Source organism: Bowmanella pacifica, from assembly GCF_014645355.1.
GTDB lineage: Bacteria > Pseudomonadota > Gammaproteobacteria > Enterobacterales > Alteromonadaceae > Bowmanella > Bowmanella pacifica.
Genome location: NZ_BMLS01000001.1, coordinates 1,019,427 through 1,043,291, shown reverse-complemented (window position 1 = coordinate 1,043,291; position 23,865 = coordinate 1,019,427). Strand labels below are relative to the sequence as shown.

24 protein-coding genes are annotated in these 23,865 nt (G+C 50.1%); 17 read left to right on the top strand and 7 right to left on the bottom strand.

Annotation, left to right across the window (positions count from 1 at the left end; translation table 11 throughout):
• The first annotated feature begins 121 nt into the window (after nucleotides 1-121).
• A complete protein-coding gene (locus IEX02_RS04140; protein WP_188690689.1) occupies nucleotides 122-892 on the top strand; it encodes a Spy/CpxP family protein refolding chaperone in 771 nt (256 codons plus the stop codon).
• Nucleotides 893-958: 66 nt separating this feature from the next.
• Here IEX02_RS04140 and IEX02_RS04135 read toward each other — a convergent pair whose 3' ends face one another.
• The 3 genes from IEX02_RS04135 to argE are packed head-to-tail and all read right to left on the bottom strand — an operon-like array spanning nucleotide 959 to nucleotide 3,232.
• Nucleotides 959-1,372 (bottom strand): methylglyoxal synthase, encoded by a 414-nt coding sequence (locus IEX02_RS04135; protein WP_188690686.1) that lies wholly within the window; start codon nucleotides 1,370-1,372, stop codon nucleotides 959-961.
• 19 nt (nucleotides 1,373-1,391) lie between these two features.
• The gene (hxpB, locus tag IEX02_RS04130) at nucleotides 1,392-2,072 is read right to left on the bottom strand and encodes a hexitol phosphatase HxpB (RefSeq protein WP_188690683.1); all 681 of its coding nucleotides are present in this window, start codon (nucleotides 2,070-2,072) and stop codon (nucleotides 1,392-1,394) included.
• Between the two features lie 11 nt (nucleotides 2,073-2,083).
• Nucleotides 2,084-3,232, bottom strand: a complete 1,149-nt coding sequence (gene argE / locus IEX02_RS04125; RefSeq protein WP_188690680.1) for an acetylornithine deacetylase — start codon at nucleotides 3,230-3,232, stop codon at nucleotides 2,084-2,086.
• A gap of 228 nt (nucleotides 3,233-3,460) precedes the next feature.
• Here argE and argC point away from each other — a divergent pair, with 228 nt between their 5' ends.
• From argC to argA, 6 genes are read left to right on the top strand one after another with little or no spacing between them, the layout of a single operon-like run.
• Complete coding sequence (argC, locus tag IEX02_RS04120; protein WP_188690677.1) at nucleotides 3,461-4,486, top strand: N-acetyl-gamma-glutamyl-phosphate reductase; 1,026 nt, start codon at nucleotides 3,461-3,463, stop codon at nucleotides 4,484-4,486.
• Complete coding sequence (gene argB / locus IEX02_RS04115) at nucleotides 4,483-5,253, top strand: acetylglutamate kinase (protein ID WP_188690674.1); 771 nt, start codon at nucleotides 4,483-4,485, stop codon at nucleotides 5,251-5,253. The genes argC and argB overlap by 4 nt, the downstream gene beginning before the upstream one ends.
• 31 nt (nucleotides 5,254-5,284) lie before the next feature.
• On the top strand, nucleotides 5,285-6,193 hold the full coding sequence (locus tag IEX02_RS04110) for an ornithine carbamoyltransferase (RefSeq protein WP_188690671.1): 909 nt from the start codon (nucleotides 5,285-5,287) through the stop codon (nucleotides 6,191-6,193).
• A 10-nt stretch (nucleotides 6,194-6,203) separates the two neighbouring features.
• Nucleotides 6,204-7,421: an argininosuccinate synthase gene (locus IEX02_RS04105; protein ID WP_188690668.1), complete on the top strand. Its 1,218-nt coding sequence runs from the start codon at nucleotides 6,204-6,206 to the stop codon at nucleotides 7,419-7,421.
• Nucleotides 7,421-8,806: an argininosuccinate lyase gene (gene argH / locus IEX02_RS04100; RefSeq protein WP_188690665.1), complete on the top strand. Its 1,386-nt coding sequence runs from the start codon at nucleotides 7,421-7,423 to the stop codon at nucleotides 8,804-8,806. Before IEX02_RS04105 ends, argH begins: the two co-directional genes overlap by 1 nt.
• Nucleotides 8,807-8,819: 13 nt before the next feature.
• On the top strand, nucleotides 8,820-10,130 hold the full coding sequence (gene argA / locus IEX02_RS04095; RefSeq protein WP_188690662.1) for an amino-acid N-acetyltransferase: 1,311 nt from the start codon (nucleotides 8,820-8,822) through the stop codon (nucleotides 10,128-10,130).
• A gap of 45 nt (nucleotides 10,131-10,175) precedes the next feature.
• Here the strand turns inward: argA and IEX02_RS04090 are convergent, their stop codons facing one another.
• Nucleotides 10,176-12,728 (bottom strand): penicillin-binding protein 1A, encoded by a 2,553-nt coding sequence (locus tag IEX02_RS04090; protein WP_188690659.1) that lies wholly within the window; start codon nucleotides 12,726-12,728, stop codon nucleotides 10,176-10,178.
• A 159-nt stretch (nucleotides 12,729-12,887) separates the two neighbouring features.
• Between IEX02_RS04090 and pilM the strand changes: the two genes are divergently transcribed.
• From pilM to IEX02_RS04045, 9 genes are all read left to right on the top strand, one after another.
• Entirely contained in the window at nucleotides 12,888-13,931 is a 1,044-nt protein-coding gene (pilM, locus tag IEX02_RS04085; RefSeq protein WP_188691788.1) for a type IV pilus assembly protein PilM, read from the top strand.
• Nucleotides 13,919-14,506 carry a PilN domain-containing protein gene (locus IEX02_RS04080; protein ID WP_188690654.1) on the top strand — a complete coding sequence of 196 codons (588 nt, stop codon included), beginning with the start codon at nucleotides 13,919-13,921 and terminating at the stop codon, nucleotides 14,504-14,506. The genes pilM and IEX02_RS04080 overlap by 13 nt, the downstream gene beginning before the upstream one ends.
• On the top strand, nucleotides 14,506-15,114 hold the full coding sequence (locus IEX02_RS04075; protein WP_188690651.1) for a type IV pilus inner membrane component PilO: 609 nt from the start codon (nucleotides 14,506-14,508) through the stop codon (nucleotides 15,112-15,114). The genes IEX02_RS04080 and IEX02_RS04075 overlap by 1 nt, the downstream gene beginning before the upstream one ends.
• On the top strand, nucleotides 15,111-15,650 hold the full coding sequence (locus IEX02_RS04070; RefSeq protein ID WP_188690648.1) for a pilus assembly protein PilP: 540 nt from the start codon (nucleotides 15,111-15,113) through the stop codon (nucleotides 15,648-15,650). Before IEX02_RS04075 ends, IEX02_RS04070 begins: the two co-directional genes overlap by 4 nt.
• Nucleotides 15,643-17,403: a type IV pilus secretin PilQ gene (locus IEX02_RS04065; protein ID WP_188690645.1), complete on the top strand. Its 1,761-nt coding sequence runs from the start codon at nucleotides 15,643-15,645 to the stop codon at nucleotides 17,401-17,403. The genes IEX02_RS04070 and IEX02_RS04065 overlap by 8 nt, the downstream gene beginning before the upstream one ends.
• A 217-nt stretch (nucleotides 17,404-17,620) precedes the next feature.
• Nucleotides 17,621-18,136, top strand: a complete 516-nt coding sequence (gene aroK / locus IEX02_RS04060) for a shikimate kinase AroK (protein ID WP_188690642.1) — start codon at nucleotides 17,621-17,623, stop codon at nucleotides 18,134-18,136.
• Between the two features lie 26 nt (nucleotides 18,137-18,162).
• On the top strand, nucleotides 18,163-19,230 hold the full coding sequence (aroB, locus tag IEX02_RS04055; RefSeq protein ID WP_188690639.1) for a 3-dehydroquinate synthase: 1,068 nt from the start codon (nucleotides 18,163-18,165) through the stop codon (nucleotides 19,228-19,230).
• A gap of 20 nt (nucleotides 19,231-19,250) precedes the next feature.
• Nucleotides 19,251-20,642 (top strand): SPOR domain-containing protein, encoded by a 1,392-nt coding sequence (locus IEX02_RS04050; RefSeq protein WP_188690637.1) that lies wholly within the window; start codon nucleotides 19,251-19,253, stop codon nucleotides 20,640-20,642.
• 65 nt (nucleotides 20,643-20,707) lie between these two features.
• Complete coding sequence (locus IEX02_RS04045) at nucleotides 20,708-21,598, top strand: Dam family site-specific DNA-(adenine-N6)-methyltransferase (protein ID WP_188690633.1); 891 nt, start codon at nucleotides 20,708-20,710, stop codon at nucleotides 21,596-21,598.
• On the opposite strand, the gene IEX02_RS04040 is transcribed toward IEX02_RS04045, so the two are convergent.
• The 3 genes from IEX02_RS04040 to IEX02_RS04030 all read right to left on the bottom strand — a co-directional run bounded on the left by IEX02_RS04040 (nucleotide 21,515) and on the right by IEX02_RS04030 (nucleotide 22,873).
• Nucleotides 21,515-21,706 carry a DUF2970 domain-containing protein gene (locus tag IEX02_RS04040; protein WP_188690629.1) on the bottom strand — a complete coding sequence of 64 codons (192 nt, stop codon included), beginning with the start codon at nucleotides 21,704-21,706 and terminating at the stop codon, nucleotides 21,515-21,517. The genes IEX02_RS04045 and IEX02_RS04040 overlap by 84 nt on opposite strands.
• A complete protein-coding gene (locus IEX02_RS04035) occupies nucleotides 21,706-22,020 on the bottom strand; it encodes a hypothetical protein (protein WP_188690627.1) in 315 nt (104 codons plus the stop codon). Before IEX02_RS04035 ends, IEX02_RS04040 begins: the two co-directional genes overlap by 1 nt.
• A 172-nt stretch (nucleotides 22,021-22,192) precedes the next feature.
• Nucleotides 22,193-22,873: a TorF family putative porin gene (locus tag IEX02_RS04030; RefSeq protein WP_188690624.1), complete on the bottom strand. Its 681-nt coding sequence runs from the start codon at nucleotides 22,871-22,873 to the stop codon at nucleotides 22,193-22,195.
• A gap of 287 nt (nucleotides 22,874-23,160) precedes the next feature.
• Here IEX02_RS04030 and rpe point away from each other — a divergent pair, with 287 nt between their 5' ends.
• On the top strand, nucleotides 23,161-23,838 hold the full coding sequence (gene rpe, locus IEX02_RS04025) for a ribulose-phosphate 3-epimerase (protein ID WP_188690621.1): 678 nt from the start codon (nucleotides 23,161-23,163) through the stop codon (nucleotides 23,836-23,838).
• Nucleotides 23,839-23,865: the final 27 nt, after the last annotated feature.

Below are 23,865 nucleotides of genomic sequence, written 5' to 3'. Positions count from 1 at the left end.
CCCCTGACGTTCAAATTGTCAAAGTTGCCCTTCGCTACCTTTACACAAGCTTTACACTGGCTTTGCGTTACTTTGCATTGCACTGGCTAGACTGGTTCTCGAATCAACCAAGGAGTTTGTTATGAGATCCTTCGCCAAGAAATTGCTATTACCACTGACTATCGGTTTGTCCCTAAGCGCGGCGGTACAAGCCAAGGAGCCACCTCGAGGCCCCATGTTTAAGATGTTTGATGAGCTGCAATTAAGCGCACAGCAGCGCCAGGATATTCGCACCTTGTTCAAACAAGGACGGGAAGACAGACAGGTATTTCGCCAAGACGGCCAATTACTGCGTGAGCAGAAGCAGGCGGTGATTGAAGCCGCAGACTGGGATCAACAAGCCGCATTAGCTCTACTAAGTGAAGAAATGACCGCTCGCCGCGCCGCCATGTGGGCCCGTGCACAGATGGATCAAGCGGTGTGGAATCTACTGACAGAGTCGCAGCGTGAAGTATGGGCCGAGATGCAGGAAGAAGGGTTTGACCGACCTGAGCGTACACCATTTAACGGCCGCTGGTTGCGAAAACTGGATTTAAACGAAGCCCAGCAACAAGCCTTGTCCGAATTACAGGCGCAAGCAAAGATGAGTCGTGAGAAAAACCAGGATATTAGAGAGCGCTTTGCTGAGCAGCAGTTGGCGCTGATTGAACAAGGGGGTTTAACCGAGCAAGCGTGGACGAGCCTGTATGAGCAATATCAGTCACAGTTTCAGGCCGCTGCACTGGAGGGACTCAAACAACGTCATGGTTTTTATCACCTGCTAACGGCTGAGCAGCAAGCCAAGCTGGAGCAGTTTAAACAGCGCCATAAGGCACGTAAGGACAGATCTCATCCAGGCCGGTTAAGACAGTAGTGGGATAAAGAAGGTCCATCCGACTATTTAGTCTGATGGACCTTTTTATTGTGATAGCCAGCTTAACTACTTACCGTAGTCGGGCAATTTGCGTGCGTGCTGGGTGTCTTCAAATAAGGGCGATGTAATCATCAGATCCGCGGTGGCTTCATTACAGGCTACCGGCAGATTCCATACACTGCACAGCCTGAGCAGGGCTTTCACATCCGGGTCGTGGGGGGCTGGATTAAGCGGGTCCCAGAAGAAAAACAGGGCATCCAGCGTCCCTTCGGCAATCAAAGCGCCAATTTGCTGGTCACCGCCCAGTGGGCCACTTTTAAATTTATGTACAGGTAAACCCAAGGCATCAGAAAGCAGCCCACCTGTAGTGCCGGTGGCCACCAGTTTGTGCCTGGCCAGCACGGCTTTATGTTGTTTGGCCCAGCCTATCAGGTCGGCTTTCTTGTGATCATGGGCTACCAGAGCCAAGGTTTTTTGCATGAATAGGTCCTGTTAGGGGTTAGCCAGCCAGTTTATGGCTATTAGGCCATTGGAATTGCGGTAAATCTAGCGCCTGTTCCAGGGAGTCGAGCAGAATATCGGCCATGGCAAACTGACCCGGGTCTTTATGGCCAGCTTCCGGTACGGCAATAGTAAAGAGTCCGGCGGCTTTGGCGGCTTGGGCGCCACGGGCCGAATCTTCAAACGCGACGCACTGGGCGGCATCTAATGCCAACTTATCCAAGGTGGTCAGATACACGGCTGGGTTAGGTTTGCCTGCCACTTCATGTTCTGCCGAGTGGTATAAACCTATGTAGTCGCGCAGTTGCAGTTTATCCAGCACCGCTTCTATCAAGCGGCTAACAGAGCCCGATGCCACCGCGAGAGTCAAACCCAGGTTCTGGCAATGTTTGAGTAAATCATACACGCCGGGTAAGGCTTGCCCCTTACGCTGGACCAACTCTATGACTCTATCTTCCAGTCTGCGAGCAACCTCTTGAGCATCCTGACGCTCAAGACTAAAGACGTTATACCAATATTGCACGACTTCTTCGGTACTTAAGCCGGTGGTCTGAAAACACATAGACTCGGTCAGACGAATACCGACTGTGGCAAATACTTCCTGCTCGGCCTGACGCCATAATGGCTCTGAATCTATCAGCAAGCCATCCATATCAAAAATCACTGCTTGTAATTGCAATCTTCTCTCCACTATTTCAAACAGACCTGGCCGATTAAATGGCGCAGTAAATTAATGGTTGGATTGACGTAATCCAGGGAAATAAATTCATCCGGCTGGTGCGCCTGGTCGATGCTGCCCGGTCCTAACACTAGCGTGTCGCACCCCAATTGACTGATAAAAGGCGCTTCGGTGCAGTAGTTAGCACTTGTGGCGTTAAAACCGGTGAATTGTTCGGCCAGATCCAGCAGTTGTGTTTCATTCCGGCTGGCAAAAGACGGCACAGTGTCATACATCAATGCGCGGCTTACGCGGTCAGGGTAAGCGGCGTATACAGGTGCCAGCGCCTGGTCAATGCGTGAAATAGCCTCAGCATCGCTCAGACCAGGCACAGCGCGTAAGTCAAAGTTCAGCCGGCAATGACCACAGATACGATTCTCACCATCGCCGCCGTGGATATGGCCCAGATTCATGGTGGTCTTGGCTACACTGAAAGCCGGATCCACATACTGCGCGGCTAACTGATCTCTGAGCTTCATCAGTTCACCTACCGCCTGGTACATGATCTCAATGGCATTGACGCCCTTGTCCGGATCGCTGGAATGGCCGGCTTTACCTGTGATATCCAGGGTATGCGCCATATGGCCCTTGTGCTTACAGATGGGTTTTAGCCCGGTTGGTTCACCTATGATGGCCATATCAGGCTTGATTAACTGTTGTTCGGCAAAAAAACGGGCACCGGCCATAGAGGTTTCTTCATCGGCAGTGGCCAGAATATATAGCGGCTTATTCAACTTATTTAGCGGAATATCCCGTAGCGCCTCCAAAATAAAGGCAAAGAAGCCTTTCATATCGCAGGTGCCGAGGCCGTACAACTTGTTATCTTTTTCCGTCAGATTGAAGGGATCAAACTGCCATCTTCCCTCATCAAAGGGGACGGTGTCTGAGTGGCCGGCCAGCAACAATCCACCGTCGCCACTGCCGATACGGGCCAGTAAATTGAACTTATGCCGGGCGTTTGGCACGGGTTGAATACTTATGTGAAAGCCAAGATCTTCCAGCCAACTGCCTAACATTTGCAGTAATGGTAGGTTGGTCTGGTCTATTTTTTCATCGAATGCGCTGATGGTCGGGTGCGCAATGATTTGTTTGTAGGCGTCCAGGAAATGCGGCATTTTCATAATAAATTCACAAAATAAATATGCACAATTGTTGAATAAATATGTGTTTGGTGGCAAAGTATCTCACAATTCATACTTTAGTGCATCCAGATCCCTTAATGCAGCGAAATTTGCAGCCATCTTTGTTACTTCTCGCCAGGCGACGATATTAGTCCTTATCCCGCTTTCGCGGGCTTGTAACCTTATTTTGCTACACTTGTTGTCCTAAACACTTCGAAAATTCTTATCATGATGAAAACCTGTATTGTTGGTGCCAGTGGATATACCGGAGCAGAGCTGGCAGCCTTGCTTGCTAAACATCCGGGATTTGAGCTCGCGGCTTTGTTTGTCTCACAAGGCAGCCAGGACGCCGGTAAACTGCTTAGCGACCTTTATGGCCGCTTTACCGGTTTACTTGATATGCCCTTGCAGCCATTGTCGCAAGATAGACTGACTCAATTGGCGACGGAATATGATCTGATATTCCTGGCTACACCGCATGAGGCAAGTCATGAGTGGGCGGCGACACTTACCGCTGGTAAGGCGGTGGTGATGGATTTGTCCGGCGCTTTTCGTCTCAAAGACAAAGACATCTTCGCGCGCTTTTATGGCTTTGCCCATGAACAACCCGCGCTATTGCAAGACGCCGTATATGGCTTGGCTGACTGGCATGGGGAGAAGATTCGTCAGGCTAAATTGGTGGCTGTGCCTGGGTGTTACCCCACGGCGTCTCTGACCGCGCTGAAACCCCTGCAAGTTTGTGGACTGTTAGATGAACAACAGTGGCCGGTAATTAATGCTGTATCCGGGGTAAGCGGAGCCGGACGCAAAGCCGCATTGAATAGCAGTTTCTGTGAAGTGAGTCTGCAAGCCTATGGTGTGCTTGGGCACAGACATCAGCCGGAAATTTCCGCCGAGCTGGGCCGTCAGGTGATCTTCACGCCGCATTTGGGCAATTTCAAGCGTGGCATCCTGGCTACGGTAACCGTCAAGGTGAAAGCCGGTGTAACGGCGTCTCAGGTCAGTGATGCATATGCCTCAGCCTATCAGAGCAATCCTATGGTACGGCTTCGCAGCAGTTGGCCGAAAATCGACGAAGTAGCAGGCACCTGCTATTGCGATTTACACTGGAAGCTGGACGAGAATTCAGGACATCTGGTGGTTACCAGTGCTATTGATAACCTGCTAAAAGGCGCGGCTGCACAAGCTCTGCAATGCGCCAATATCCGTTTTGGTTTCGCTCCCGAATCAGGTTTGGCGGAGAAAGCCCTATGAAGCCTTTAATCGTCAAGGTAGGCGGCGCCTTTATTGGTGATGCACAAGCAGCCAAGGCCCTGTTGGATGTGCTGGCAGAATTGCAAAAGAGCCGGCCGGTACTGCTGGTGCATGGCGGCGGTCCTATAGTGGAAGAATGGATGGTGGCTCTGAATCTCAAAACCGTCAAGATTGATGGTTTACGGGTTACCAGTGCCGAGCAAATGCCTTACATAGTTGGCGCTTTGGCTGGTACGGCTAATAAACAGTTGGTGGCGCAAGCCATTGCCAGTGGTTTGAATCCGGTGGGACTGGCCTTAACCGACGGCGGTATGGTGAAGTGTACCCCAATGGACGCCAAATACGGTGCGGTAGGCAGTGTTGAACCCGCTAACGCCACCCTGCTGAAGCTATTGCTTAGCCAGGATTTTCTGCCTGTGGTCAGCTCTATTGGGGCAGATTTGTCCGGGCAGCTACTCAATATCAATGCCGATCAGGCAGCGACTGTGATGGCCCAACTATTACAGGGTGAATTGATCCTGCTATCTGATGTGGCGGGTGTACTGGATGCAGACAAACAGCTATTAAGTGAACTTAACGCCGGACAAATCCAGCAACTTATTGAGGCTGGTGTTATCCGTGATGGTATGACAGTGAAAGTTGAAGCGGCACTGAGTGCTGCACGCGATATTGGCGTACCCGTCACTATCGCTAGTTGGAAACAACCCGAATCTTTGTTGCGTCTGGCGGGCAATCAGTCCGCCGGAACGCGTATTTATCCTGACTGAAACCCATTTAGGGGAAACTGGGGAACAACCTATGAAAAAGGATCTGCTGACTTTTGCTGATTGGAGCAAAGCAGAACTACTGAGCCTGCTGGAGCTGGCTCAACAGACTAAGCAAAATCCATCTGCCTATCGTAAGGCGCTGGACGGCAAAGCCGTCGCTGCTCTGTTTGAGAAGCCTTCACTACGTACCAGGGTCAGTTTTGACATAGGTATCAATAAGTTGGGTGGCCACATGGTGTATCTGGACAGCCAGGCCGGAAAATTGGCAGGCCGGGAAGATGCCCGCGATATGGGCGGCAACCTGGCGTGCTGGGCCGATGCTATCGTAGCCCGGGTTTATAGTCATCATACCCTGGTACAGATGGCTGAAGCCTCTAAAGTGCCAGTGATCAATGCACTTTGTGACTTGTATCACCCTTGTCAGGCGCTGGCTGATTTTCTTACCATCAAGGAAGTACTGGGCGAGGTGGAAAGCTGCCGTCTGGCTTATATTGGCGACGGCAATAACGTGAGCAATTCACTTTTGTTGGTCGGGGCTATCCTTGGGGCCGATGTGCGGGTGATTACCCCGGTTGGTCATGAAGTGAAGCAAGAGATTCTCGAGCAAGCGGCCGCTCTGGCCCAAATCAGTGGCGGTAAGATCAGTGCCAGTCATGACCTGAGTGCGGCCGATGGCTGCCAGTTCCTGTATACCGACACTTGGTTATCTATGGGTGACACAACGCCGCTGGCGGAAATTAAAGATAAGTTCCAACCTTATCAACTGAACAAAACCCTGATGGACAGTTGCGGTGCTAGCTATGCTATGCACTGCCAGCCCGCCCATCGGGATCTGGAAATAACCAGTGACTTAATTGATGGTGAGTGTTCGCTTCTGCTTCAACAAGCGGAAAACAGAATGCACGCCCAGAATGCGATTTTAATCAGCCTGCTTGGCTAAGGAAAACAGAATGTCAAAGTCTCAAGTGAACAAAGTGGTATTGGCCTATTCTGGTGGTTTGGACACCTCCGCCATCATTCCATGGCTGAAAGAAAACTATGACTGCGAAGTGGTCGCTTTCGCGGCCGACGTAGGTCAGGGTGATGAAGAACTGCAAGGCCTGGAAGAAAAAGCCATCCGCAGCGGTGCCAGTGAATGCCATATTGTTGACCTGAAAGAAGGTTTTGTCGGCGAATACATCTACCCCACAGTGATGACGGGTGCGGTATACGAAGGCCAGTATTTACTGGGTACGTCCATGGCCCGCCCTATTATTGCCAAGGCGCAGGTGGAAGTGGCGCTGAAAGTCGGTGCCGATGCACTGTGTCACGGTTGTACCGGTAAAGGTAATGACCAAGTGCGTTTTGAAGGTGCCTTTGCAGCTTTAGCGCCGCAACTTAAGGTGATTGCCCCATGGCGTGAGTGGGATATGCATTCCCGTGAAGACCTGTTGGCCTACCTGGCAGAGCGCAACGTGCCGACCACGGCGTCTGCGACCAAAATTTACAGCCGTGATGCCAATGCCTGGCATATCAGCCATGAAGGCGGTGAGCTGGAAAACCCCTGGTGTGAACCCACCAAACAAGTGTGGACCATGACGGTAGATCCAGAAGATGCCCCTAATCAGGCTGAACGTGTACAGCTTGGTTTCGAGCAAGGCCGTCTGGTATCGGTTAATAACGAAAAGCTCAGCCCTTATCAGGCGTTGGTAAGGTTGAACCAACTGGGTGCCGCTCATGGTGTGGGTCGTTTGGATATCGTTGAAAACCGTCTGGTTGGTATGAAGTCCCGCGGCTGCTATGAAACGCCGGGAGGAACTATCCTGATGGCGGCTTACAAAGCCCTGGAGCATTTGGTTCTGAATAAAGACTCCTTGAAATTCCGTGAGCAACTGGGCCTGGAATTTTCGCACCTGGTATATGACGGTCGTTGGTTCACGCCACTGAAAGATTCTATTTTGGCGGGTGCTCAAGCGTTCGCTAACCAGATTACCGGTGATGTGGTGGTTAAGCTCTACAAAGGGCAGGCCACTGTGGTGCAGCGTCGCTCACCTAACTCGCTGTATTCCGAAGATTTCGCCACTTTTGGTGCGGATGATGTGTATGACCAAAGCCACGCCGAAGGCTTTATCCGTCTGTACAGCCTGGCCAGTCGCATTAAGGCACTGAAAGATAAGGGACAAGCCTGATGGCCTTGTGGGGCGGACGCTTCCAGGGCGGAAGCAGCGATATGTTCAGACAGGTGAACGACTCCTTGCCGTTTGACCAGCACCTTGCCAGTCAGGATATTCGTGGCTCTATTATTTGGTCTCGTGCTATTGCCAAGGCTGGGGTACTGACAGAGTCTGAGCAACAGCAATTGGAGCAGGCCCTAAATGGCCTGCTAGCCAAGGCCGAAGCCGGTGAATTGGACTTTGCAGGTAGCAATGAAGAAGACATCCACAGCTTCGTAGAAGCCGCACTCACCGAACAGCTGGGTGATATTGGCCGTAAGCTGCATACCGGTCGCAGCCGCAATGACCAGGTGGCCACAGATTTTCGTTTGTGGGTGCGTGAGCATTGTCAGCAGCTACAGCAGGACTTGCGCCAGCTTAAAGCCGCATTGGTGAAATCTGCCGAACGCCATCAGCATGTGATTCTGCCTGGTTATACGCATTTGCAACGCGCTCAGCCGGTGCGCTATCCCCATTGGTGTTTGGCCTATGTGGAAATGTTTAAGCGGGATATCAGCCGCATGGGCGATCTGCTGGTCAGAATGAACCAGTGTCCTTTGGGCAGTGGTGCGTTGGCTGGAACCGTTTATGCTATTGACCGCCAGGAAATTGCACAGCAGCTAGGTTTTGATAGCCCTTGCCTGAATAGTTTGGATGCGGTGTCTGATCGTGACTATGTATTGGAACTGTTGTTCTGCGCCAGTACCAGCATGATGCATTTGTCGCGTATGGCCGAGGACATGATTTTCTTCAATTCCGGCGAAGCAGGCTTTTTACGCCTGGGCGACAATGTCACCTCCGGTTCTTCCTTGATGCCTCAGAAGAAAAATCCTGATGCACTGGAGCTGATTCGTGGCAAGTGCGGTCGGGTATTTGGCAGCCTGCAAGGCTTGTTGGTGACCATGAAAGGTTTGCCGCTGGCCTACAATAAAGATATGCAGGAAGACAAAGAAGGTGCCTTTGATGCGGTAAACCAGTGGCACATCTGTCTGATGATCGCCTGCGAAGTTATAGACAGTGTGGAGCTGAACAGCGACCGCTGCGCACAAGCTGCGCGTGAAGGTTATGCCAATGCCACCGAGCTGGCGGATTATCTGGTGGGTAAGGGGGTTCCTTTCCGTACCGCCCATGATATTTCGGGCCAAGTGGTATTAGCGGCATTAGCCCAGGGTAAAGCCATTGAAGAGTTGAGCCTGGAAGACATGCAGAAGCATTCTGCCTTGATCGGCGAAGATGTTTACCCGGTACTGCAACTGGAGTACCTGGTGGATAAGCGTAATATTCTGGGTGGAACCGGTAAGGATCCTGTGTTCATGGCGCTTAAGCGCGAGCTTGCGGCTATTGCTGACGAACAGTGTTAAAGGAGAGCCTGGCGTGGTGCTATCTGAATCCGATAATGTGAAGCTGTTCCGCCAATCGGCACCTTACATCAATTCGCACCGGGGTAAGACTTTTGTGCTGATGTTTGGTGGTGAAGCGGTAGAAGATGCTAACTTTGCCAATATTATTAATGATATCGCCTTGCTTAACAGCCTGGGTGTTCGTTTAGTATTGGTGCATGGCGCCAGGCCGCAGATAGACCAGCGGGAAGCGCTACGTAACCGCCCTATGCGCTTTCATAATGATGTGCGTATTACCGACAAAGTTACTATAGAGTCGGTAAAAGATGCGGCAGGCTCGGTGCGCTCTCAGGTAGAGGCCTTGCTGACCATGGGGTTGGCTAACTCTCCCATGCATGGTTCGCAAATCCGGGTATGTTCGGGCAACCTGGTTGTCGCTATGCCCATGGGTGTGCGAGAAGGGGTTGATTACGAACTTACCGGCCTGGTGCGTCGTATCGATGTATCTGGAATCAATGACCATCTGAATGATGGCTCCATTGTATTGCTTGGCCCGATGGGCTATTCGCCAACCGGTGAAGTGTTTAACCTGTCCCATGAAGATGTCGCCACGCAAGCCGCTATTCATATGAAGGCCGACAAGCTTATCGTGTTTACCGAGCAAGATGGCCTGATGGATGAAAAAGGCACCTTGATTCGAAACCTGGATCGTAATCTTCTGCAAAAACAGATGGATGGTCAGCATGATGCGCGTACGGCCAATGTTCTGTCTGCGGTGGCAGCAAGCCTGGATGCTGGCGTAAGTCGTTGCCATTGTGTGAGCTATCAACGGGACGGTGCTTTGCTGCAGGAATTGTTCACCCGTGATGGGGTGGGTACCTTAGTATCTCATTATTATTACGAGCAGCTTCGTCAGGCCACCATTGATGATGTGGGTGGTATTCTCAAGTTAATTAATCCGCTGGAAGAGAAAGGCGTGTTGGTAAAGCGCTCCCGTGAATTACTGGAAAGCGAGATTGACCGTTTTACCATTATTGAACGGGACGGCATGATTATCGCCTGTGCAGCTTTGTACCCTTATGCCAGTGAAGGGGTGGGAGAGCTGGCTTGCGTTGTCACTCATCAGGATTATCGTGGTTCGAACCGCGGTGAGCGAATGATGAATGCGATTATCGAAAAGGCCAAAGATCAGGGCCTGAGTCGTATTTTTGTGCTGACGACAGTAACGGGGCACTGGTTCCGTGAGCAGGGTTTTCTGCCTTCAGGGGTAGAAGAGTTGCCAGAGGGTAAAAAGCGCCTCTACAACTATCAGCGAAATTCTAAGGTGTTAATGCTGTCTATCTAACAGACAAAAAACGGGCGCTAAGCGCCCGTTTTCTTTTGTGATTGGCTAGAAGATATCTTCGGTTTCTTGTGCCGGCGTATCTTGCTCGAAGGGGTCGATAAACTCTTCGTCGTCCACATACTGAGTTGGCTCGGTCCCTTTCATAAAGTACTCAAATCTGGCGGTATGGTCGGTGCGTTGAGTGAGTTTACCTGTAGTGCGGTCTATACGCACAGTCACTATCCCTTCAGGGACGGGAGGATAACTTTCGGGCACGCCATCTAGGGCCTCGCGCATAAAACGGATCCAGGCTGGCTGAGCTACCCTGGCACCGTCCTCAGGACCTACCATGGCATTGCCCATCCAGTTAAACTTCTGCGGATTTTTGTTGATTAGGTACTGGTTGCGACTGGTGCGTCCCAATGAGCGGCTCATATCATCAAAGCCCACCCAGGCAGTAGCCACCAAGTTGCCGCCTATACCACTGAACCAAGTATCTTTGGAATCGTTGGTGGTACCGGTTTTACCTGCCAAATCATCACGATCCATCATATTATTTGCGCGCCAGCCCGTGCCTTGCCAATACGTTTTCTTCGACCAGTTACCACCACCAGTGATAGCAGTGGTCATCATTTCACGGGTCAAAAACGCGTTCTCTTTGGAGATAACCGATGGTGCGTAGTGCTGCGTTGCATTGGCATCCTCTGTCAGCCCTTCTGTCGATTCTTGTGCCATCAGCTCTTGTGCTTCGCCGTTCAGTGGCGGAGCAATTGCTGGGTCGGCATGCCACAAGGTTTCACCAAACTCATTGTCGATGCGCTCGATAATATAAGGCGTTACGGCATATCCGCCATTAGCGATAACAGCAAAACCTGTTGCAAGTTCCATGGGGGTTAACGATGAACTACCCAGGGCCAGTGATTCGTCACGAGGTATGTCGTCTGGATTGAAACCAAAGCGGGCCAGATGCTGGATGATATTGTCGATTCCCACCCCACGGAGCAAACGCACAGATACCACGTTTTTAGACCTACCTAGCGCCAGTCGCATACGGATGGGGCCGTCATACACTTCCGGTGAGTTTTTGGGACGCCAGACAACACCGGATTTTCTGTCCCACTGGTTGATGGGAGCATCGTTCATAATGCTGCCCAGGGTAAAACCATGCTCCAGGGCGGCCGAGTAAACAAAGGGTTTGATATTGGAGCCGACCTGGCGTTTTGCCTGTGTCGCCCTGTTAAACTGACTCTGATAGAAACTGTAGCCCCCGACTATGGCTTGCACTGCGCCATCGGCAGGGTTCAACGCAATAAACGCTGCGCTGGCATCTGGAAACTGCGATAACTGCCAGAAGTCGGTTTCATCATTGAATCGAACCCACACCAACGCACCTTCGGTAACAATATCGGCTGCTACTTTGGGTTCATCGCCCTGCCTGGTGTCTGACACGTAAGGACGCGCCCAGGCCAAACCATCCCAGTTAATATCCAGGTACTGACCCTGCTGGGTGAATACCTGAATCTGCTGTTCTTCTACCCTAGTGACAATGGCGGGCAACAGAGGTTTGAAACTGGGTTGTTCGGCAAGAAATTCACGCATTTGCGATTCATTCCAAGCTTCTGTCTCACCGTTTTCATCTAATTGCCATAACTGCTGAAGCGGGCCCCTGAATCCATGGCGCTCATCATAATCGTGCAGATTACGGATAGTGGCTTGCTGCGCCAAACGCTGCAGCTTGGATGTGACGGTGGCATAGACTTGATAGCCGCCGGTTTCAGCTTCCTCTTTACCGTAGCGGGTTACCATTTCTGCGTAAATCATGTCGGCCAGATAAGGTGCATCCAACTCAATCTCTGCGCCATGCTTTTTGGCTTGAATATCTTCGCTGGCCGCTTGCTCAAACTCTTGCCTGTTGATATATCCTTCGTCCAGCATTCTGGCCAGTACAACCCGCCGACGTTCCAGTGAGCGCTGTGGATTGCTGATAGGATTGAGGGTGGAAGGGGCTTTAAATAACCCTGCAATAGTTGCTAGCTGAGCTAGGCTCAGATCGCCAATGTCCTTGCCAAAGTAAACCTGCGCGGCGGCGCCAACACCAAAGGCACGATGTCCCAGCTCAATCTTATTTAAATAGAGCGTCAGGATTTCATCCTTTGTTAGCACTTGTTCTATATGCCAGGAAATGAAAGCTTCTTTTATTTTCCGCATCCAGGCCTTGTCAGGGCTCAAAAAGAAGTTTCTGGCCAACTGCATGGTGATAGTACTAGCACCTTGACCCTTTTCTCCTGTGACCACCAAATTGACAAAAGCACGCATTACCCCGATGGGATCGATCCCTGGGTGTTCATAAAAGCGTGAATCTTCGGTGGCAAGTATGGCCTGTTTCAGACCATCAGGTATGTTATTTAATTCCAAAGGTATGCGTCGCTTCACTCCGTATTGGGAAATTAGCAACCCGTCCTGGGAATAAATTTTCATTGGCGTTTGCAGCCGCACATCCTTTAGGATGGCAACACTGGGTAGCTCAGGTTTAATGTAAAAGTACAGGGAAATCACAGAGATAGTTCCCAGTACAGCCGAGCAAATAATAATCAGAATAAAGAGTTTGAGATACTTCACAAATTTATGTTATCAGAGCATTTCTAAAGAAATGGCTTATATTTTATACCTATGTACCGTTATTAGAACCATTAACTAATTAAAATTAGTGAATAATGGTTTTCAGATAGTTTAACAAAATAGGAAGCCTTCGTGCTTGAGAATCTGTTCAGCAAAAAAATGCCTGCCATGTTGGGATTAGATATTGGCACACGCTCAGTTAAGGGTGTGTTGCTGAACAGTTCCGGTGGACAGGTGCAAGTCATCGCTCACGCATGTGAGTCCATCGTAGGTAATGCCTTTGTTGACCGGGAGATAAAAGATTTTGATGCGGTTAGCAATGCGATTCGAAAAGTGAAAATGGCGCTGAAAACCAAATGTAAGAACGTCGCGTCTGCCGTGTCCGGTGCTTCTGTAATTACCAAAGTGGTGTATATGGACCCCGACCAGGCGGACCATGAACTGGAAGCGCAAATTGAAATTGAAGCGGACAGCCTGATCCCCTATCCCCTGGACGAAGTGTATGTGGACTTCGAAGAGCTTGGAGAGAGCAAGGTTCATTTGGGAAAAGTGGATGTGTTATTGAGTGCAGCCCATAAGGATATGATTGATAGCCGCGTCACTTTACTAAGGGAGCTGGAATTTGAGCCCAAGGTGATGGATGTCGAAGGTTATGCCCTTGGCACCGCACTACTCAATTATGGCCCGGAGCAACTGCCTGATGTACCACTGTGCTGCGTCAATATCGGGGCCAGTCAATTATTGCTGACCGTGGTGGAAAATGACACGGTTATCTATAGCAAGGAACATGCGTTTGGTATGGATAGCCTGGTGCGCGACCTTGCCCTGGTGTACGGCATGGATCTTGTCGAAGCGGAAAAGCAACTGATGGACAATACGCTGCCGGATGGCTGGCGCCAGCAAAATGGGGCAATGTATCTGGCGAACTTACAACAGCAGATTAGCCGCGCCTTGCAGATGTATGTGTCTTCAACCAGCCGTAAACCGCCTCAAACATTGCTGATCTGTGGTGGTGGTGCAAATCTACCTGGCATTGCCACAGAATTGGAGCAAGAGCTGTCAATGCAAGTGTCAGTTTTCAACCCGTTCAGTACGATGCAAATTAAGAACAATAAATCAGAAGAGGGGTTACAACGCATGGCTCCACAATTGGCGATTGCCGTTGGTTTGGCACACAGGAGCTTTACACCGTGGCATATATAAATTTACTGCCTTGGCGAGAAGTTCAGCGTCAGAAGCACAAAAAAGACTACCTTGTGATGTTGGCCCTGGTCGCCATGCTGGCCCTGGCTATCTTCTGGGGTATTGGTGTTGTCGTTGACAATATGATTGCAGCGCAACAGGGGCGAAACAACTTTCTTAACCAGCAGATTGCTCAGTTAGATGCACAAATTGCCAAAATTAAGGACATCAAAGAGCAGAAAAAGCAGGTTGAACAGCGTATGGCGCTGATCGAACAATTGCAGGCTAACCGTAACGCCGCTCCCCATGTGCTGGATGAGCTGGCCAGAATCGTTCCCCCGGGCGTGGCATTTCGTACCCTGAGTCGTAAAGGCAATCGTATGGAAGTGATGGGGATTAGCGAGTCCAACAACAGACTGTCGGAATTTATGCGTCGCCTCGAAATGTCCAAGGTCTTTACCAATGGCGATTTATCCTCGATTGTAGCTGATACCAGCAAATCGGATGCAGTGAGTGAGTTCAAGCTGACCTTCAATATCAGCCCCAGTGTCGCGCCGGAAATACTGACGGCCGGTACCAGCGAGGGGAAAAAATAATGAAATTTGATTTCAATAAACTGAAGGAAATGAACGACCTGGACTTTGAACAGGTGGCCATATGGCCATTTGAGGTCAAAGCGTTGGTGGCGCTGGTCTTGGCTGTGTTGGTTAGTGTGCTGGGCTACTACCTGCTGGTAAATGACAAGTTGCCGGTGTTGGCCAGTGCCGAACAAAAAGAAGCGGAATTGAAGCAAACCTTTGAAGCCAAATATCGGATTGCTGTTAATTTGCAGGCCTATGAAGAGCAGTTGGCCAAAATTCAGCAGGACTTCTCTTCAATGCTTAAGTCTCTGCCAACCAGCAATGAAACTCCGGGGTTGCTGGATGATATTACTTTCGTGGGGACGTCAGCTGGACTGAACTTCAAGCTGCTGAACTGGCAGAAAGAAATTCCCAAGGAATTTTATACCGAGCTTCCCATTCAGATGGAGGTCAGTGGCAGTTATCATGAATTTGGTCAGTTTCTGGCCGATGTTGCCGGTTTACCGCGTATTGTCACCGTGCATGATTTTGATTTGAATCAGGAAGGCGACGGCCTCAAGCTCAGCTTACAAGCGAAGACATACAGAACCTCCAGTACTAATGTTCGGGAGGGCGGTAAATGAAGCGTTATGTTTTAGGCTTGATAGCGGCGGGGACCCTGATGGGGTGCCAATCCGATATGCAGGATTTGCAGGACTTTGTGGTACAAGTTAAACAGAGCACTCAAATTAGCATCGAGCCTTATCCTACCTTTAGTAAAACGCCGGCTTTTGAGTATCAGGTCGCTGATAAGCGTAGCCCCTTCCAACGTTTGTCTGGTATTACGGCGGAAACGATACAAACGGCCAAAGCAAATTGTTTGCAACCGGATTTTAGCCGGGCCAAACAACCTCTGGAGCAATATGGTACAGATGCGCTGTCGATCAAGGGATTCTTTACCCGGCAGCAACAGACCTGGGCGTTGATTCAGGCCAACGACGGTACGTTACATAAGGCAAAAGCCGGGGATCATCTCGGACTGTTTTTTGGGCGTATTACTTCCATCAGGGACGGAAAGGTATCCATTATAGAAATGCTGCCCGATGGCACCGGATGCTGGCAGGAAAAACAGGCCACGCTAACAGTGTCACAAGCGGCAGGAGAACAGAAGAATGTCTGAGCGGTTTATATTCAACAAAAAACTCAATAAACGTAATCGGCTGCTGCCTTATATGTTGGTTGTTCTGGCTAGCCTGATGGGCGTCAAATCTCAACTCGCACAGGCACAAGATGTCGAGCTGGTTGATCCGCAGGCAAATGTTACCCTGCCCCATACCATGACAACCCTGGACTTTACGCGCAATCAAAATGGCGGTGCGCGTATTCAGATGCAGTTTGATAATGACCAATTCAATGCTGCTCTGGCTAAAAGTAAAGACGGCCTGGAACTGATGTTGCCGGATACACAGCTGGCTGATGACTTACTTTACAAACTGGATGTCAGCGAATTTGGTACGCCGGTAGAGTGGCTGGAAACCTTCCAACAGCAAAAAGGCAGCCGCGTAGTGTTTGCCATGCAAGGCGACTTGCAGTTCCGCCATCAAAAAAATGGCAACGTACTGGTGGTTGAGGTGGATAAACCTGTGCAAGCTGCCGTGGCGCAAAAGCAAGTCGATCCTAATTACAGCGGTGCGCCCATATCGCTGGATTTTCAGGATGTGCCGGTTCGCCAGGTGTTGCAGGTTATTGCTCAGATCAATGGTTTTAACCTGGTCACCACAGATACGGTGACAGGCAACGTGACTATTAACTTAGCCAATGTGCCCTGGGATCAGGCGCTGGGGATGATCTTAAAAATTAAAGGCCTGGATAAGCGTATGGAAGGGAATATTCTGCTGGTAGCCCCGGCAGAAGAGTTGGCTTCCCGTGAGACCCAGCGCTTGCAGTCACAACAGCAGGTTGCTGATTTGGCGCCATTAAAGTCTGAAACCATCCAGATTAATTATGCCAAAGCTGCTGAGATGGCGACCATTCTCAAGTCTGGCGAAGGCGGTATTCTCAGCGCCCGTGGCACAGTTAACGTGGACAATCGTACTAATTCCTTGTTAATTCGTGATAGTCAGGAATATGTTGAAGAAGCCAAAGCCATGGTGAAACAACTGGATATTCCGATTAAGCAGGTATTGATTGAATCCCGCATGGTGACAGTGCGTGACAATGTGGATGAACAACTTGGTGTGCGTTGGGGCTTTAGTGATCAACAAGATACAGATGGCGTGTCCGGGTCTCTCGAAGGAGCGGAAGCTATCGCCGGAGGTACTATTCCTGACTTGGCTAACCGTTTGAACGTGAACCTGCCTGTTGCAGGTACATCCGCGGGACGTATTGGTTTCCACATCGCCAAGCTGGCCGATGGCACTATTCTGGATTTGGAATTGTCTGCCCTAGAGCAGGAAAATAAAGGTGAAATTATCGCCAGTCCTCGTATTACCGTGGCCAATCAGCATGAGGCCTATATAGAGCAAGGTACCGAGATTCCTTATGTGCAGGCAACGTCAAGCGGGGCAACCTCTGTTGAATTTAAAAAGGCCGTGTTGAGTCTTAAAGTGACGCCACATATCACGCCGGATAATCGTATTATTCTGGATCTGGTGGTCACCCAGGACACCCGCGGTGATACAGTGCAGACCTCTACCGGCCCGGCTGTGGCCATTGATACCCAGGAAATTTCAACCCAGGTGTTGGTTGAAAATGGCGAAACTGTGGTATTGGGCGGTATTTTTCAACAAAACCTGATTAAAGCAGTCAGTCAGGTTCCCTTGTTGGGAGACTTGCCACTGGTGGGTAACTTGTTTAAGAACTCTCGGGATTTTAATGAAAAACGCGAACTACTTATCTTTGTAACGCCGCGCATTATGACCCAGGAGCTTTAAGTTTTGACGGGAAGGCGTGCCTTCCCGTTTCCCTTCTTTTTAACCCACCGTGTTTTCCGATATTTTGCAGGCTTAAGCCATCGGCTTAGGGGAAATGGATTAAAAGGCCATCAAAACTTGCATAACTAGCGGCTTAACTGAGATAATCCCGCTCCTGAAATTCGACCGGGGGTTGAGTTTATCCATTTTCAATTTTAGTTGTGTGACATAAACAGAGATGGCTGAAAAACGTAATATCTTTCTAGTTGGACCTATGGGTGCCGGCAAAAGCACCATTGGTAAGCATCTTGCAGATGAACTTCACTTGGAATTCTTCGATTCTGATCAGGAAATTGAACGCCGTACCGGTGCTGATATTGCCTGGGTGTTTGATATTGAAGGCGAAGAAGGTTTCCGTCAACGTGAAGAAGACGTCATTAATGATCTGACTGAAAAGCAGGGCATTGTACTGGCAACAGGCGGTGGTTCGGTAATCAGTAAGAATGTCCGCAACAGACTGGCGGCCAGAGGTATAGTCGTTTACCTGCAAACCACTATCGACAAGCAGGTCGCGCGTACTCAGCGTGATAAGCGTCGCCCACTGCTGCAAAATAACGATCCTGAGGTTGTACTGCGCAATCTGGCTGAGGAACGTAATCCGCTGTATGAGGAAGTGGCCGATTATGTTGTGCAGACTGACGACCAGAGTGCACGCTCGGTCGCAACGCAAATTATCGAGAAGATCGGGCTCTAATTTCTACATTTTGCGAGGCTACGCTCATGAACCAATTGAATGTTGAACTGGGTGAGCGTAGCTACCCCATCTACATCGACGCCAACCTGTTGCGTCAACCTAATGTACTTCGCCAGCACCTGAACACTGCAAAAGTTGTGGTGATTACCAATCAGGTTGTTGACGTATTGCATGGCGCCCTGATGCGTGAACTGCTCGAAGGCTTGCAAGTTGAAACCATAGTCTTGCCTGATGGTGAGCAGTATAAGTCTTTGCAAAGTTTCGAGTCTGTGATCAGCAGACTGCTGGAAATTCAGGCTGCCCGTGATACCACCCTGATTGCTTTTGGTGGTGGTGTTATTGGTGATTTAACCGGCTTTGTGGCCGCGTGCTACCAGCGTGGCATTCCTTTTATTCAGGTACCCACAACCTTACTATCCCAGGTTGACTCTTCGGTGGGCGGTAAAACGGCCGTGAATCACCCCTTGGGTAAGAATATGATCGGCGCCTTTTATCAGCCGCAAGCTGTGATCATCGATACGATGACCCTATGCAGCTTACCTAAGCGTGAGTTTGCTGCGGGCATGGCTGAGGTCATCAAGTATGGCGTTATTTACGACGCTGCGTTCTTTAGCTGGTTAGAAGACAATCAAGAAGGTCTGAAAGCTAAGCAGCAAGCTCTACTCCAGCAAGTGATCAGTCGCTGCTGCGAGATTAAAGCGGAGATTGTTGCCAAAGATGAACGCGAAAGCGGTCTTCGTGCATTGCTCAATCTTGGCCACACCTTTGGTCACGCCATTGAAGCGGAGCAGGGTTATGGGAACTGGTTACACGGTGAAGCGGTGGCAGCAGGCATTGTTCTTGCTTCTGAAGTTGCACAGCACAAAAACTGGTTGTCAGCGTCAGATCTTTGTCGCATTCGGGAACTGTTGGTAGCGTTTGATTTGCCGGTAAGCGCCCCGGATGATATGGGTTATGAGGCCTTCATGCGCCATATGCGCCATGACAAAAAGGTCCAGGCGAATCGAATTCGCTTCGTGATCCCAACCAGTATCGGTAGTGCCGTGGTAACAGATGATATTGAGGACGGGCTGCTTCAACAGGTGTTGGCGTAGCCCTTGTTGGGAACCGCCTTGTGCAAAAAGCCTTTGTTGATTTACATAGACGACTGTCGCATCTGACCAGCTTTGCTTCTGGTCTTATCCTCGTGGCTGGTGAAGGGGAAGGACACCAGCAAGTCTTTGTTGGCGAGTTTCTCGCCAGCCAGGGCGACGAGCTGAATCTGGCCTATATCAAAGCCAGCACTGGCAAAGAAGCCGCCTCTTATCGCCAAACCTTGGTTAATCAACTCATCGGCAATATCAGTCTTGACCCTCGTCGTCCCTTATCCCAAACCCTAGATAAATTACTCGATAACGATCCCCAGCCTATGCTGATCTGCATTAGTGCTGCTGATGCGTTACCCGATGAGCTGCTGAGAGAGCTTTGGCAACTGGTGCAGAAGATGCACGAGCAGCCTTTGTGTGTGATTTTATTTGGCAGTTTGCCTTGGGTTGAGCGCATTACTCCCTTACTGCCCGGACCGGCAAGACCTATCCAGGTAAATTATAACTTTACCGAACAAGATGCGCTGTCGGGCACAGAGTTAGAGCGCATGATTGCCCAGAAGCGTCAGGCCTTTAATGCCAGGTTGGCTGCCAGGCAAGAGCAGGTTGAGCAAAAGGACCTACCGAAACGGTACAGCATGATGTTGCGTCTGGTTATTGTCTTTGTGTTTTTAGGCAGTTTCAGTGGCGTGCTAGGCTGGTTTTATCAAGCAGAGCTCAATGCGTTTTGGACGAAAAATATTCAGTCGCAGGTTGACGTGCCAGCTACAGTGCCTGTTGAGGCAGCAAAGGTCGAACCTGACGCAGTGTCGCCAAGCGTTGAGCTACCCGAGCCTCAAGCACAACAAATGCTGCCGCCCCCAGCAGACCTGCTCAGCGAGTCTCCGGTGCAAGTCAGCCTAGAGCAGCCTCAAGCCGATGCCGACAGCGCTGATGAATTAGTGGCAGACTGGCAGAGCCAGGCTGAGAAAATCCAGCCCCCGGCGCAAGAGCTGCAACTCCGGGAACGCGAATCAGAGGCAAATATCGAAACTGTTGCAAGCGTGGCTAGTGAGATCACTACCGAAAGCCTTCCTGAAGCGCCTCAGGTGCCGGCCTTAAGTGAGACTTCACTGTGGAATGCAGCTGAAGTATTGGCATTGCCGCCGACAGCATTTGTCTTGCAGTTGTCTGCCGCCAGCGATCCAAGCTTGTTGCAGCGTTTTATTCAGGCTAACCAGATGGAAGGCCAGACCTGGCGATATGAAACGCGACGTTATGGTGGCCCGTGGCATGTTGTGCTGAGTAACCAGTCATTTGAAAGCTTGGAGCAAGCACGCACTTATATTCATTCGTTGCCCGTTGCTGTGCAGTCAGAAAACCCCTTTGCCAAGACCGTCAGGCAGGTGCATAACGAGATTGACTTGCTAAAGGCGCAATAAATTTAATCCAATTAAACGGCGCTTTCAGTTACAATCCTGCCTTTGTATAGCAGCGTTCGGCTCGAATGGATAATAAGAAGTGTCGCGCCTTTTTGAAGTGGGCAGGCGGCAAATACGCTTTGGTTAATGAGATTCGCAGTCGTTTGCCCACCGGGCAGCGACTGATTGAGCCTTTCGTCGGGGCGGGTTCGGTGTTTCTCAATACCCAGTATTCTGATTATCTGCTGAATGACATCAACCCTGATTTGATTAATCTCTATCGGGAACTGCAAAGCCGTCCTGGGCAGTATATTCGTGATGCTCGTCGTTACTTTACGCCAGCCTATAACCAGTCTGATGTTTACTATCGTTTGCGTGACGAGTTTAACCAAAGCCGGGATCCCTATCATAGGTCGCTACTGTTTTTGTACTTGAATCGCCACGGCTACAACGGCTTGTGCCGTTATAACTTGTCCGGCAAATTCAATGTACCCTTTGGGCGCTATAAACAGCCGTATTTTCCCGAAGCTGAGTTGTATTTCTTTGCCGACAAGGCGCAGTATGCAACCTTCACCTGTTTACCATTTAGCGATGTGTTTTCTATGGCGGGTGAAGGGGACGTTATTTACTGCGATCCACCTTATGCACCTATCAGTCGTACCGCCAATTTCACTAGCTATGCAACTAACGGTTTCTCTTTGGATGAGCAGCGTAGTTTGGCCGAAAAAGCGCGACATATTATGCAGAATGCCAATATTCCGGTGCTGATCAGCAATCATGATACGGAACTGACCCGCGATATTTATCAGGGTGCTAACTTATCTGAGTTGAAGGTTGGCCGCTATATCAGCCAGAAGGGCCACAAGCGTACTAAGGTGGATGAGTTGCTGGCGTTATTTCACCAACCAGTTAACCAGAAAAACCAAGCCGAAAACAAACAGCGCGACAAAGAAAACACCGACAACCAGATAGGGTAGAACCGAGGCGCTGTTTTCAAAATCCTGTTGGCGATTTTTGGCACTTTGCACGCCAAAGGCGCTGGCAAGCACACTCTTTAGAATCTGTGTCCAGCTGGGGCTACTCATTAACTGGCAGCGCGCTGTTCGCTTGAGGGTTCAACTTGCCTGGATAGCAATTCCAGCAAATCGAGAAAGTGGAACTGTACGGACTGGCTACCGCCTTTTAACCACGACAACCAACTAACAGCGCTTTTTTGTCCTGATGCACAGCGATTTACGGGGTGGCTTAATGGCAGGCTGTTATCCAGTTCAACACCAGCATCACAGTTACAGTAACCAAACTGCTGGCCTTGCTCTGCGGCGGGCACTATTGCCACTACCAGCAAAGTCAATGCTAACCCCGCTGCGGCTGAATACATCGTCCTGATTTTACTGGTCATGATAAATCCAAATCTATCGGCGTCCTGACATTATACGTCAGTTGAAAGTTTGAACAACCAGCCCGACCGCACAAAACGGTATATTTGTCGCATTTTTGAACAGTTGCGAGCAAGCACCTTGCTCGCAACCACATGCCCAGGCCAGTGGAATACCTGACCTTTGACGCCAGGTTTAGAAGCTGGTTCCCCAACTCACAATAAACTTGGTATCGTCGTCGCCGGACTCTTCATCCGCCTTTGAAACGCTGAAGGTAAAGTCACCTTTACTTAAATCTAACTGCACATGGCCGTAATCCCAGTCCCCATACATGGATTCATCAATGTCAAAACTGTAGTAACCATAGGTCAGGCCGAGCGAGTAATCCTGAGGTAAAGCAAAGCTATAGCTAACATGATAATAGAGGTCACCTTTACCAAAAGGTGCATCGTCATCAGCATCACTATTCAGAGTGTAAGCCACGCCAAAGCCTAAATCGCCGTAGGAGCCGTTCAGATAAACCTCACCGAAGTCAGAATCATCGTACTCCTCCTCCGGATAGGCATAGTAGATATAGCCTAGGTCGTAGCCGAAATCACCTGCCTCACCGCTATAGCCTGCATACCAGTCTGTCTCTACGCCATTACCGTTGCCCCAGTCAATGGAGCCTAGCCAGGTGCCAGCATAGAAGCCGCTTTCGTGACTGTAATCGAGCCCTCCTGAAACAGACGGACCATCAGCACTTTGGGTAACACCCCGCCATAAATAGTTGCTGGTGACGCCAATATTGGCGCTTACGTCTGCCAGGCTGGTGTGACTAACGAGGGACAGGCCCAGTAAAGACAAGGTCAGCGATAGAGTCTTAGGTAGTTTCATCTGTGTTCTCCGAGTTTTTATCTCAATACTTTCGTACTGGTGAAGAACTGAGCAAACATGATGCCGCCCTGTGTAAACTTCTGGCTAATTGCCGAATAATTGGCTAACGCTTTGTATTTATTTGATTATTTTCTGTTACTTTATGTCTGAAGGAGAGGGGCCTTAGGAAAGTCGTAAGCAAGGTTGCTGCTTTTTTGCACCACTAAGGTGCGACAGGACGCTGATGGTGCAAGCCGGTCACTTTTTTTGTATCTTAGTCGCCTCAGCAAACCTATCCCGGACTCATCATGCAGCCCTATTTAATCGCCCCTTCTATTTTATCAGCGGATCTTGCCCGGTTAGGGGAAGAAGTGGATAAGGTGCTCGCTGCCGGTGCAGATGTGGTGCACTTTGACGTGATGGATAATCACTATGTACCTAATCTGACCTTCGGACCTATGATTTGCAGCGCACTGCGTAATTATGGGGTGCAGGCCGATATAGATGTGCACCTGATGGTGCAGCCGGTGGATGACCTGATCAGCATGTTTGCCGATGCCGGTGCCAGTATGATTAGCTTTCACCCGGAAGCCTCCTTGCATGTGGATCGTAGCGTGCAACTTATACATCAGGCTGGCTGTAAAGCCGGCCTGGTATTGAATCCGGCTACGCCACTGCATTATTTGGATCATATGCTGGATAAGCTTGATTATGTGCTACTGATGTCGGTAAACCCCGGCTTTGGCGGACAAGCCTTTATTCCAGCGACGCTGGATAAATTGCGTTTAGTTAAAGAACGGATAAAGGCATCGGGCAGAGAAATCCGCCTCGAAATTGACGGCGGCGTAAAAGTCGATAATATTCGCGCCATCGCTGAAGCGGGCGCAGATATGTTTGTGGCAGGCTCTGCCATTTTTAATCAGCCTGATTATGCCAGCGTCATTGACGCTATGCGTCAGGAACTGGCGAAAGCCAATATTAAGTAACGCTGTGTCTTACAGCCTCCCAACACA